13 protein-coding genes and 1 pseudogene are annotated in these 10,867 nt (G+C 46.6%); 8 read left to right on the plus strand and 6 right to left on the minus strand.

All coding sequences use genetic code 11. From position 1 onward, the window contains the following. A pseudogene (locus C5684_RS02880) lies at nt 1-476 on the minus strand (hypothetical protein); the annotation flags it as partial. Nucleotides 477-564: 88 nt separating this feature from the next. On the opposite strand from C5684_RS02880, the gene C5684_RS02885 reads away from it, so the two are divergent. Further along, nucleotides 565-1,113, plus strand: a complete 549-nt coding sequence (locus C5684_RS02885; RefSeq protein WP_013890508.1) for a phospholipase D-like domain-containing protein — start codon at nt 565-567, stop codon at nt 1,111-1,113. Here C5684_RS02885 and C5684_RS02890 read toward each other — a convergent pair. After that, nucleotides 1,107-1,841: an outer membrane protein gene (locus C5684_RS02890; protein WP_104638680.1), complete on the minus strand. Its 735-nt coding sequence runs from the start codon at nt 1,839-1,841 to the stop codon at nt 1,107-1,109. The genes C5684_RS02885 and C5684_RS02890 overlap by 7 nt on opposite strands. Nucleotides 1,842-1,927: 86 nt before the next feature. Between C5684_RS02890 and flgH the strand changes: the two genes are divergently transcribed. Genes flgH through pseI form a run of 5 tightly spaced genes read left to right on the plus strand, consistent with a single transcriptional unit; the run spans nt 1,928 to nt 5,799 of the window. Next, complete coding sequence (gene flgH / locus C5684_RS02895; protein WP_013890510.1) at nt 1,928-2,641, plus strand: flagellar basal body L-ring protein FlgH; 714 nt, start codon at nt 1,928-1,930, stop codon at nt 2,639-2,641. After that, nucleotides 2,613-3,323, plus strand: a complete 711-nt coding sequence (pseF, locus tag C5684_RS02900) for a pseudaminic acid cytidylyltransferase (protein ID WP_104639367.1) — start codon at nt 2,613-2,615, stop codon at nt 3,321-3,323. Before flgH ends, pseF begins: the two co-directional genes overlap by 29 nt. Further along, nucleotides 3,316-4,221 (plus strand): hypothetical protein, encoded by a 906-nt coding sequence (locus tag C5684_RS02905; protein ID WP_104639368.1) that lies wholly within the window; start codon nt 3,316-3,318, stop codon nt 4,219-4,221. The genes pseF and C5684_RS02905 overlap by 8 nt, the downstream gene beginning before the upstream one ends. Further along, on the plus strand, nt 4,208-4,801 hold the full coding sequence (gene pseH, locus C5684_RS02910) for a UDP-4-amino-4,6-dideoxy-N-acetyl-beta-L-altrosamine N-acetyltransferase (RefSeq protein ID WP_006017167.1): 594 nt from the start codon (nt 4,208-4,210) through the stop codon (nt 4,799-4,801). Before C5684_RS02905 ends, pseH begins: the two co-directional genes overlap by 14 nt. Next, the gene (pseI, locus tag C5684_RS02915; protein WP_104639369.1) at nt 4,801-5,799 is read left to right on the plus strand and encodes a pseudaminic acid synthase; all 999 of its coding nucleotides are present in this window, start codon (nt 4,801-4,803) and stop codon (nt 5,797-5,799) included. The genes pseH and pseI overlap by 1 nt, the downstream gene beginning before the upstream one ends. On the opposite strand, the gene fur is transcribed toward pseI, so the two are convergent. Continuing rightward, a complete protein-coding gene (gene fur, locus C5684_RS02920; RefSeq protein WP_104629649.1) occupies nt 5,796-6,251 on the minus strand; it encodes a ferric iron uptake transcriptional regulator in 456 nt (151 codons plus the stop codon). The genes pseI and fur overlap by 4 nt on opposite strands. A gap of 172 nt (nt 6,252-6,423) precedes the next feature. On the opposite strand from fur, the gene C5684_RS02925 reads away from it, so the two are divergent. Then, nucleotides 6,424-7,740 carry a methyl-accepting chemotaxis protein gene (locus tag C5684_RS02925; protein WP_104639370.1) on the plus strand — a complete coding sequence of 439 codons (1,317 nt, stop codon included), beginning with the start codon at nt 6,424-6,426 and terminating at the stop codon, nt 7,738-7,740. Nucleotides 7,741-7,751: 11 nt separating this feature from the next. Beyond that, nucleotides 7,752-8,834 (plus strand): aminotransferase class I/II-fold pyridoxal phosphate-dependent enzyme, encoded by a 1,083-nt coding sequence (locus C5684_RS02930; protein ID WP_199764478.1) that lies wholly within the window; start codon nt 7,752-7,754, stop codon nt 8,832-8,834. A gap of 50 nt (nt 8,835-8,884) precedes the next feature. Here the strand turns inward: C5684_RS02930 and C5684_RS02935 are convergent, their stop codons facing one another. From C5684_RS02935 to C5684_RS02945, 3 genes are all read right to left on the minus strand, one after another. After that, complete coding sequence (locus tag C5684_RS02935; protein ID WP_104638687.1) at nt 8,885-9,652, minus strand: glycosyltransferase family 2 protein; 768 nt, start codon at nt 9,650-9,652, stop codon at nt 8,885-8,887. 209 nt (nt 9,653-9,861) lie between these two features. Further along, nucleotides 9,862-10,218, minus strand: coding sequence for a hypothetical protein (locus C5684_RS09285; protein ID WP_199764477.1), 357 nt, complete (start codon nt 10,216-10,218; stop codon nt 9,862-9,864). Next, a complete protein-coding gene (locus C5684_RS02945) occupies nt 10,218-10,724 on the minus strand; it encodes a hypothetical protein (RefSeq protein WP_104639372.1) in 507 nt (168 codons plus the stop codon). Before C5684_RS02945 ends, C5684_RS09285 begins: the two co-directional genes overlap by 1 nt. Nucleotides 10,725-10,867: the final 143 nt, after the last annotated feature.

The following is a 10,867-nucleotide window of genomic DNA, read 5'->3' on the forward strand; positions in this document are numbered from 1 at the left end:
GTGGGGGCTTCTGGGGTTTTGTCTGTGTCTAACAAGTCCTCTAGTTGCTTTAAACTCGAATCGATATCCTTGAATGCCAAATCCATGTCAAAGGGTGTTGTGTCCTCTGCAGTGCTGGGTTGCTGGGTGGGGGGGGTGCTAGGGGATGTTCCCAGTTCTGCCTCTAGGGTGTGTAGCACATCGGTGGGTAAAAAGGGCTTGGTGATGTAATGGGTGAAAGCACCAAAGGTGGGGACATCTTTGCGGTGCAAGAACCCACTGAGCTTGAGCCCTTCTAAATGGGGCTTGAGTTGCTCATACTCCTCTTGACCCACCGCCGTGTCATCTGCAAAGAAAAAACAATCCGCATTTTCTTGGAGTTTGGGCAAGATTTCACCGACATGTTCTTGGATAACCAGCTCCAAACCAAGCTTTTTAGCGATGTTTTCAAAAAGCTTATCCACCATCTTATTTTGATTAACCAACAAGATTCTCAACGCCTCTCCTTAAGCTAGGTTAGCTAAATCTGAGATTATAATATAAATCTGCCTTGTTTTGGTTTAACTTAAATTCTAGGAGTTTTTCATGAAAGGTTGTTTGCGTTTGTTTTTCTTGGCTGGGGCTTTGGGCTTTTTGTCCGCCCAATCCACGCTGTATATGTTGCCCTATGAGCAAAATGAAGCCCTAAAGTCGCTGATCTCAAGCATCAATGCTGCCAAAAGCGACATCAATATCGCCATTTACAGCTTTACCCACAAGGACATTGCCAAAGCCCTAAAAGATGCCGCTAGTCGGGGGGTGAAAATCCAAATCATTTATGATTATGGCTCTAATGCGGGTGGGAAGAAACATTCCACCATTGGCTATCTATCCAAGTATAACGGGATCAAAACATGTTTGTTGCAAGGCAAAGAAGCCCCCAAGTATGGCAAGCATGCCGGCTCTTATCACGGGATTATGCACCAAAAGCTAGCCATCATTGATAATAAAACCATTTTCTTGGGTTCGGCTAACTGGAGCAAAAACGCCTTTGAAAACAGCTATGAGCTCTTGTTTAAAGATGAAGACCCCTCTATTATCCAAAAAGCCCAAAGCTACTACAAAAAAATGTGGAGCGCGTGTAAGCCCTATTGAAAATGGTAGTTATAGCCGATGTAAAAGGCAAAGGTGCGCCTAAATTGCGCGCTAAAGTAGCTATCGGTGTAATACTTGTCATTGATGGTGGGGAATTTAAACCCAATATCAACCCCATGCGTGCCCACAAACAACGCCCGCAAACCAAAATTAAACAAAAATTGGAAGGTGCTCACGCTGGGCTTGGCATTAGAGGGCAAGCCTAGGGCTCTTTGCCCGGCATCCCCTAAAAACCACGAGTTGCCCGCAATCGCCACGCCCACATACACCCCCAAATCTAGGGAAATGTCATTGCGGTAAAACGCCCCCTGAAAGAAATTATAAAAAAAGTCCGCCGCTGCACCATAGGTGAGCATGTTATTGCCCCCATAGTAAAGACCCCCACCATAGGGGCTTTTCACATAGCGTGCCCCAAAACCCTGCCAATCAATAAAGGCATAGTAGCGCGCCCCAAACATTTGATCTTTTCTAAAATAGCCCGTATAGCCCACATTAAAGCCCAAACCATTCGCCCCGACATTCATATCATGGCGATTGAATGCATACCTACTATTAATCCCGGCATTTTTGGTCAAAATAGTGATGGTGCCCGTTTGGTAACTTGTCCCCACAAATAACCCGTCTTTCCAAGTAGAATGGGTTCTAAACTGGTTATTTGTGCGTGCCTGTAAAACCCCCATACCCAAAACAACCCCCAATGCCCAAATCAGGGCTCTTTTTTGTTGCATTTTGACTTCCTATAAAACTTGAACTTAAAACCCCTATTATAGTATAATTCAGACTGAATCTAGTAGGCTACCTTTAAGGAGTTGTGATGTTTGGTGTGCGTCCATCTGTTCCGTTTTTGTTGGTTGCTCTTTGTTCTATTTGTTTGGGTGTCGAGCCCGGGATCAATTTTGATCCCCCCGATTATGTCGAACAAATGCCCTCCAAAGAATTTATCCCCGAGATTTCTAAACCCGGGAGTTTATTTGGACAAGGCGAACGCCCGTTATTTGCTGACAGACGGGCAATGAAACCTAATGACCTCATCACCGTGGTGATCTCTGAAAATGCCAGCGCCAATTACAGCACCTCCAAGGATTATACCAGCACTTCTAATGGGACTTCTAACGCCCCACGCCTCACCTACAATGGCACCGATCCCAACAAAAGAGAACAAGCCCAGTTTTTAGACAACAGAAACAATTATAGCCTAACCCAGCCTGCCACCAACAACACCTTTAAGGGCGGGGGGGCGCAGAAAAAAAGCGAGAATCTCAAACTCACCATCACCGCTAGGATTGTCAAGGTGCTAGAAAATGGGAACTATTTTATCTACGGGAGTCGGGAAATTTTGGTGGATGGGGAAAAACAAGTCATTAAAATTAGTGGCGTGGTGCGCCCCTTTGACATTAACCGCGATAATAGCGTGCAATCCAAATACATCGCCGATGCCAAGATCGCCTACACCAATATCGGACCTTTGAGCGCGAGCAACAAAAAGAAAATGGCGAGCGATGTGCTCCAATCCCAATTCCCCTATTAATACCACGGCCATTATCTTAGCCCGTGCGGGGAGCAAACGCATCCCCTCTAAAAATATCACCCCCTTTTTAGGCAAGCCCTTATTAGCCCATGTGATTGAGCGGGCATCCAACTTGGGGCTTTTTGATCAAATCATTGTGAGCACCGATGATCCCAAGATCGCCCAGATCGCCCAAGATCACGGCGCACTCACCCCTTTTTTGCGCCCCACCCACCTAGCTGATGACAACACGCCCACCCTCGAGGTGCTAGCCCATGCCATCCAAGCCCTCAATCTCCCCCTAGAAAGCCTTGTATGTGGGCTTTATGGCACGAGCGTGTTATTGCAAAAAGAGTCCCTTGAGCGCGCTTTTTTAGCCCTCAAACAAAACCCCCACAAAAAATACGCCTTTGCTTGCAGTGCTTATAGTGCCTCCCCTTACCGCGCCTTTAGCTTAGAGCATAACGCCCCCACCCCCCTTTTTGCCCACAATATCCCCAAACGCTCCCAAGACCTCCCCCTACTTTACCATGATGCTGGGTTATTTTACTTGGGGCTTGCCAGGCACTTTGCCAACCAGCAACCCCTGCTAGCCCCCCACTCAATACCCATTATCCTACCCGCCTTGCACACCCAAGATATTGACACGCTAGAGGATTTAGAGCTAGCCAAACTCAAATACCAGCTTTTAAACCATGATTAAAATCCTCTGCGATGCCTCTTTAACAAGTGGGCTAGGGCATTTGCGCCGTTGCCAAAAACTCCAAAGCCTGCTAGCCTCCCTAAATTTTAAAACCCGCCTCTTTGCCCCCCACCCCTTAGCTGATGAACCCCTTAATTGGCTAGAGAACAGCCCGCTTAAGGCGGGTGATGGTGTTATTATTGATAGCTACCTAGCCCCCCCTAGCTTTTATGAACACCTCAACGCCCCACAAGTTTTAATGATTGAAGATGCACCCCACACCTACCCCCCCAATTTTTATGTGCTCAACCCTTCTTTTTTAGCCCACACCCTCTATACAAACCCCACCCCCAAGCATTTTTTGGGTGTGGAGTTTATGCCCTATAGCTTGGCATTTAACGCCCCAACTAAACCCCTCAAGCCCTCCATCTCCAACTTGTTTTTATCCTTTGGGGGTAGCCAACACGCCCTGCCCTTTTACACACAAGCCTTAAAAATCCTAGAGCAAACCCCCCTAAGCGTGCAGGTGATCGCCCCTCAAAACTTAGCCCCGATTCTGCAAGCCAAGCACCCCCCAAATCCCAAACGCACCTACCATGTGGGCTTATCCCTTGCGCAAATTGCCACCTGCATGCACCAAAGCGATGTGGCGTTACTAGGGGCTGGGGGGATGCTCTATGAGGCGATCTTAGCACGCACACCCATTTTAAGCATCCCCCTAGCCTCTAACCAATTCCCCCAATGGCGCGCTTTGAGCGATCAAGGTGCATGTGTGGCTAGCTCTTGGGATCATTTGTTAACAGATTTGCAAAATTTGAGCCTTGAGGCACGCATGTGTATGCAACATGCCCAAGAGAGGCTTAAAGTTGGTGCAAAACTTTTAAACACCCTTCAAGAGATTTTCCATGCCTCTATCTGAGTGCCCCTCTTTGGTTTGGCAAAGCTTTGAAATCCCCCCCACCACCTTCAAACACGGGGCACAAACCCCCATTCATGCCTGCCATTTTATCCACACCAGCGATGCGGAAAAATTGCAAATCCTCGCTTTCCGCAACCACCCCGCCACCACCGCATGGATGTATAACGAATATATCAGCTTGGAGTCGCATTTGCATTTCATCGAACAACTCCGCCACAACCACAATAGTGCTTACTATCTCTTCAAACAAGCTGACAAACTTTTGGGCGTGGGTTCGCTCACACGCATCCACCCCACCCACCAACACGCCTTTTTAGGCATCTATAAAAACCCCGATTTGGAACGCGTGGGCGGGCGGATTTTAGATGCCCTTGAGTTCATCGCCTTTTTCAAAATGGGTTTGCATTCCTTGCATTTGGAGGTCATCGCCACCAACACCCGCGCCATTGCCTTTTACCAAAACCACGCCTACCAAAGAGCAGGATTTTTAAGAGATTTTATCTACCGCCAAGACAATTACCACGATGTGTGGCTCTTTAGCAAACTCTCCCCCCTCACACCCCCCCACAAAGGCTCTTGATGATTCCCTTAATTGTTGCCGAACTGAGCGCCAACCATGCCAACTCCCTAGAGATCGCCCAAAAATCTTTGATCACCCTAAAGGGCATAGGTGCAGGTGCGGTTAAGTTGCAAACCTACACCCCTGATTGCATGACCTTAAATTACCCCAAACCCCCCTTTATCATCCAAGGCACGCTTTGGGATCGACAAACCCTCTATGATCTCTACACAAAAGCCGCCATGCCCTTAGAGTGGCACGCCCCCCTCTTTGAGCTCGCCAAAAGCCTAGATTTGCCCCTATTTAGTTCGGTTTTTAGTCTTAAAGGCTTAGAACTCTTAGAAAATTTGGGCTGCCCCATGTATAAAATCGCCAGCTTTGAGATCACCCATTTAGAATTATTACACCATGTGGCTAGCACCCAAAAACCCCTCATCCTCTCCACAGGCATTGCCACGCATGGCGAAATCTTAGATGCCCTAGAGGTTTGCTCCAAGACAGGCAACTCCCAAATCACGCTTTTAAAATGCACCAGTGCCTACCCCGCCCCCTTGCAAGAGGCAAATTTATTAGCCATGCCCATGTTGGGGCAGACCTACAACACCGCCTATGGCTTGAGCGATCACACTTTAGGGTATCTAAGCGCGATCATCGCCACGACACTTAAAGCCTCTATGATTGAAAAACATTTTATCCTAGATAAAAGCCTAGACACGCCCGATCGCGCCTTTAGTTTGGATTCTAAGGAGTTTCAAGAGATGATTCAAGCCGTGCAAGACACCGCTAGTGCCCTAGGGCAACCCAACCCCCCACCCCCCACACAGGGGCGGCAATTTGCCCGCAGCCTCTTTGTGATCAAAGCCCTTAAAAAAGGAGAAATTCTCACAAAACAACACCTACAAGCCCTACGCCCCAATGCCGGGCTTGCCCCCAAAGATTTACCCCTTGTGCTGGGCAAAAGAGCCTCCAAAGATTTAGAATACGGACACCCTCTAAGTTTAACCGATGTGTTGGATTAATCCTTTTCTAAGAGCAAGCATTTGGAACAAACAACAAATAAACGCATGTCATGGCTGACTAACTTAGCGTCAAACTTCTTAGCCACTTGGATTTGGCGTTCCTCAATTTGGGGATCGACAAACTCGATAATCTCCCCACAATGCAGACAAATAATGTGGTCATGGTGCTCTTTGGCGGCGATCTCATAGCGCCTCCCGTTTTTATTGGTTTCTAGGGTGTAAATAAAGCGTTCTTTTTCTAAAAAATTCAGAATGCGATAAACCGATGAGATGCTGGTATTCTTGTCGCGCAAACGGATACTCTGGGTGATCTCCTCTGGGCTTAAGTGAGTCCCGCTCTTATAAAGCACGCTCACCACTTCCTCGCGTTGTTTGGAGTTCTTCAAACCATTTTTTCGAATGGAAACTCTCAGGCGCTCTAAAATAGACTCCAAAGTTTCTAAGCGATGCATAAAACCTCCTGTTTGTCAATAACCATCATGCGCCAAAGTCCGCTTCCGGTGTTATTTCTAAAGAGCACTTTTATCATAACATTTTATTTTAAACTATTGACCGATTAACAAGGGAGCATTAAAGTTAGTATGGTGTATAATTTGGGGCTAAAACTTTATTTAAAGGGCTTGTATGTTTTTTAACAAGGGTCTCTCCAAGCAGTTAGATCAAAAAGATGCAGAAATCAAATCCCTCCAAAAAAAGCTTGATTTTTACAGGCAGTTGGTGGATTTATGCGGGCATATGGGCTTTATTGGGGTCAAGGATCACAAGATCATTTTTAAAAATGGGGATGTGGTGAATTTAGAGGGCATTGATGATAAGGTCAGTGATTTGAGTAGCCCCAATGTGGATTTTAGCCTCAATAACCGCCTCTACACCACCAAGAGCCAGCACATTGATGACACGCTTTACCATTCGGTGATGGAAACCTCGGATCTGATGACTGCTTGTGGGGATAACCACACTTTTAGGCTGTATTACACCAGCATGCGTGAGGGGTTAGAGGGGTTGCAAGCGACCATGCAAGATGTCTTTAAAGGCACAGATGAACTCTTGCATGCGGCCACTAGCGGGAGTCAAAGCTCTTCAGAAGCCCTAGATAAAGTTGCGACCACCAGTAGTAGCATTAATAGCTTGTATGACAAAATGCAAAACGCCACCACCCTAGCCGATTCCTTAAATCAACGCAGTAGCGAAATCACCCAAGTGATCTCTTTGATTGATGACATTGCCGAACAAACCAATTTACTAGCCCTCAATGCCGCCATTGAAGCCGCACGCGCAGGCGAGCATGGGCGGGGCTTTGCGGTGGTGGCTGATGAGGTCAGAAAGTTAGCCGAAAAAACCCAAAAGGCGACCAAAGAAATTGCAGTGGTGGTCAAATCTATGCAACAAGAGGCTAGCGACATCCAAAACAATACCCATGATACCAATTCAATCGTGGAGGAAATCAAGGGCGATATTGATGTGATTAAGCTCAAGTTAGGGGGTAGTTTAGATGTGGCAAATGCTGCCAAGCTCTCCATTGACAACCTCAATAATTTAGTGTTCTGTGGTTTGGCTAAGACCGACCATGTGGTGTTTAAGGGCAATCTCTATGGCGTGGTCTTTAACATCCCCAATAACTTTAAACGGGTGGAGGGGCGTGATTGCCGCTTAGGCAAGTGGTATTATGAGGGGGATGGGAAGACGCACTTTGGCAATGTGCCCAGTTATCGTGCCCTAGAGCCCTACCACAATGCCCTACACGATGAAGCCAACGCGCTGGTGGATGCGCTACAAGATCGCTCTAAGATCACCTCAGAGGCGATTGAAAAATCCGTCCAACTGGTCGAACAAAGTTCTAAGGGCGTGCGCGAAACCATCGATAAAATGTATCAAGAAAAGCAAACAGAATTGCAAAAACAAATAGCGAGTATCTTAGACAATCATAGCAAATCCGCTTAAGTTTGGACTATCTGCATGCGTTAAGGGCACTTGAGCGGGCTTGTCTGCACCGCAAGCGTTGCCTTTATCCAAAAAATTTAATCGATTTTGCCTCTAATGATTATTTGGGGCTGGGCACCCAAAAGGGGCTTTTAGAACAAGCCTTTGAACTGGTGAAAAACCAGCCCTGCCACGCCCCCAAAGCCTCCATGCTCATCAATGGTTACCATCCTTTGCACCAACAACTAGAGCAAGAACTATGCCAACTTTTGGATTATCCCGCCTGCGTCATCGTGGGGAGTGGCTTTTTAGGGAATGTCGCCCTCTTGGATGCGTTGGTGCGCAAAAATGATTTGTTATTGATGGATGCTAATTACCATGCCAGCGGGCAATTTGTGGCTAAAAAACTCCCCAACACGCTTTTTTTTGCCCACAATAATCCCCAAGATTTAGAGCAAAAATTAAAAACCCACCGCCCTAAAGGGCGTGTGCTGATCGCCATTGAGGGCGTGTATTCGATGGATGGGCAAATCGCCCCCAAAGAAATCTACACCCTAGCCACTGAACATAATGCCTACTTGATCTTAGATGAAGCCCACAGCTTAGGCGTAATAGGCGATCACCTCTTAGGCTATTTGGATTATCACCAGCTCAAGCCCACCCCCCAAACGATCTTGCTGGGCACTTTTTCAAAGGCATATGGGAGTTACGGGGCTTTTATTGCCGGCAGTGGGGAAATCATCGATTTTTTATGCAACCGCGCTAAGAGTATTATTTACACCACGAGCTTATCTTTGCTAGATAGTGCGTTGGCATTGGTGAATATCCAACACCTCTATGCCTCTTTGAGTGCTTACCTAAAAATCCTAGCCCAAATGCGTGCTTGTGTGCGTCTCTTAGGCACCACCCCGAGTAATATTTTAACTTTGCCCTTTAAGAGTAGCCCCCAACTCCTCCAAGCACAGGCTAAATTGCTTGAACATGGTTTTTTATGTGCGGCTATCCGCCCCCCCACCACCCAAAAGCCCTTGTTGCGGATTAGCCTAAATATCCAACCCCAAGACACGCTAGCCAAACTAGAGCATTTATGCCACTCGTTACTCAATTTAGTCTAAACCCCTACCATCTTCTGACATACACTTGAGCACAAGTTACCATGTGTGTTTTAGCTTGTGTTCTTTAGCCCCAGTTTGGCTTGCAGTAATCCCCGAATTTTATAGGGGTATCTGAGCAGTAGCCGTGCCCAATTCATTTTGATCCCATTTTCTTGACAAGCGCGTAAATTTTCTTGATTAGCTAACCACAGACTCTTAAGTCCGCTGGTGCTAATCCCCCCAACCCCCATTTTTACCAACACTTGGGGCAAATAGACCCATTCCACTTTGCCCAAGAGCATTACCCGCAAAATCCATTCATAATCCCCGGCAATTTTATAATCAATTTTGTAACCCCCAAAGCGATCGTAAATCTCTTTTTTGACAAATAAAGTTGGGTGGGCGGGCACACGCCCATAAAAAAAGAGTTTGGGATCAAAAAGACCACTTTTGTAATAACGCACAATTTTAGAATCTTTAACATAGACCAAATCCCCATAGACCACTTGCACGCTCGGATTAGCCTCAAAGGCTTGGGCTACCACGCTTAACACTTGGGGATTTGCAAACACATCATCGCTATGCAAAATGCCAATGATCTCTCCGCTGGCATGTGCAATGCCCTTATTGAGGGCATCATAGAGTCCTTGATCGGGTCCGCTATAAAGTTTGAGGTGTGGGAAACTTTGTAAGGTCTCTAAGCTCCCATCTGTGCTCCCCCCATCGATTACAATATGTTCAAACGGGGGTAGGCTTTGCTCTAAGGCCGAATGGATGGCATGTGTGATTGTGGCTTTAGCATTCAGGACCGCACTGATGATTGAAATTCTAGAGGGCATAGGCTTGCACCTAGTGTATTATCATCCAATCTTAGCCAAAATTCTTTTAATGTGTCAAGTGGATTAATGGCGTGCTGGTGTGGGTTAGAGGGCTGACACACGGGGGTTTAAGTGTGGCTAGCTTAAGGGGTTTGGCATTGTTGGCAACTGGCACAGAGTTAAAAAAATCCACTCCAAACAAGAGGGCTTAAGCCTTGAAAAGAACAACCCTAACAAACACGCTTTTGCTTTTTAAGCTCTATATCATTAAACCCTTCGGGTGGCCAATGGGCGCGCAATAAGGCCATCTGGCTTAAAAACCCCAATAACCCCCACATGCCCGTTGATGGGGGTAAGCCTGCCTGTGGGCTAGGGATATGCATATCCCCCTGGCTCTCCTCAATGATGAAGGGGCTAAAATCGCGTTTCTCTGTTTCTTGCTGCGGGTCTGATTCCTCTTGTAACGCCTTAGCCGCCACTAGGGTTTTGCTCCCATTAGGGACTTGATTAAGCCCCTCTAAGAGCTCTTGGGCGTTTTGCTTGAGGGCTTGGCTAGCCCTCTGTGTCATTTCAGCTAGTGTTCCCATTAATGCACCTTATACGCTTTGGTGTGGAGCCATTCCTCTTGCAAAATGCCTTGTTTGATGAGCTCTTGGCGTTTCAAGGCTAATGCCATATCATTAGCAAATTGCCATTCTTTGAGGCGCATATCCATTAAGCCCATTTCATAGCCTTGCAACATCTTAAGCGCATTACTGAGGAGCAAACTCTCTAAGTGCGCTTGGGCTTCAAATTCGATCTCTTTAAGCCTTTTGAGTTGGGCTTGTTGCTCTAACCAGCCTTGCAAATGCTCTTCCCAATAGCGTTTTAAAAAGTCTTGTTCTAATTCCTTGAAAAATAACGCCTTTAAATGCTTTTCAATGGCGGGGTAAAAGATGTCATGTTGCTCTTTTAAAAAGCTAAAATCCAGCCCTTCCACTTGGGTTTTCACCAAAGAGAAAAGGGATTGTTGCACCCTCTCTCTAGCCTCTTGTTCTAATTGTGTGCGGGTTTGTTCTAAGCCCTTTTGTTCTTGTTCTAAGAGGGTTTGCATCTGAGCTTGCAAAGAGGCTAATAAGATATGTTCTTGGGCTTGCCAGTGCTGTGTGACTTGGATTTTAATGTCCTCTAAGAGTCATTTTAACTCTTGCGGGCTTAAAATGGCCTATAGGCTCAAATTGGCAAACACGGACTCTT

This window comes from Helicobacter bizzozeronii (assembly GCF_900196775.1).
In the GTDB taxonomy this organism is placed as follows: domain Bacteria; phylum Campylobacterota; class Campylobacteria; order Campylobacterales; family Helicobacteraceae; genus Helicobacter; species Helicobacter bizzozeronii.

What these genes read in the sequence shown, in the direction of transcription:
- fur (WP_104629649.1), bottom strand. Translation starts at nt 6,251, where the DNA reads ATGCATCGCTTAGAAACTTTGGAGTCTATTTTAGAGCGCCTGAGAGTT.
- C5684_RS02885 (WP_013890508.1), top strand. Translation starts at nt 565, where the DNA reads ATGAAAGGTTGTTTGCGTTTGTTTTTCTTGGCTGGGGCTTTGGGCTTT.
- C5684_RS02890 (WP_104638680.1), bottom strand. Translation starts at nt 1,841, where the DNA reads ATGCAACAAAAAAGAGCCCTGATTTGGGCATTGGGGGTTGTTTTGGGT.
- pseH (WP_006017167.1), top strand. Translation starts at nt 4,208, where the DNA reads ATGCCTCTATCTGAGTGCCCCTCTTTGGTTTGGCAAAGCTTTGAAATC.
- pseF (WP_104639367.1), top strand. Translation starts at nt 2,613, where the DNA reads ATGTGCTCCAATCCCAATTCCCCTATTAATACCACGGCCATTATCTTA.
- C5684_RS02945 (WP_104639372.1), bottom strand. Translation starts at nt 10,724, where the DNA reads ATGCAAACCCTCTTAGAACAAGAACAAAAGGGCTTAGAACAAACCCGC.
- C5684_RS02925 (WP_104639370.1), top strand. Translation starts at nt 6,424, where the DNA reads ATGTTTTTTAACAAGGGTCTCTCCAAGCAGTTAGATCAAAAAGATGCA.
- C5684_RS02905 (WP_104639368.1), top strand. Translation starts at nt 3,316, where the DNA reads ATGATTAAAATCCTCTGCGATGCCTCTTTAACAAGTGGGCTAGGGCAT.
- flgH (WP_013890510.1), top strand. Translation starts at nt 1,928, where the DNA reads ATGTTTGGTGTGCGTCCATCTGTTCCGTTTTTGTTGGTTGCTCTTTGT.
- C5684_RS02935 (WP_104638687.1), bottom strand. Translation starts at nt 9,652, where the DNA reads ATGCCCTCTAGAATTTCAATCATCAGTGCGGTCCTGAATGCTAAAGCC.
- pseI (WP_104639369.1), top strand. Translation starts at nt 4,801, where the DNA reads ATGATTCCCTTAATTGTTGCCGAACTGAGCGCCAACCATGCCAACTCC.
- C5684_RS09285 (WP_199764477.1), bottom strand. Translation starts at nt 10,218, where the DNA reads ATGGGAACACTAGCTGAAATGACACAGAGGGCTAGCCAAGCCCTCAAG.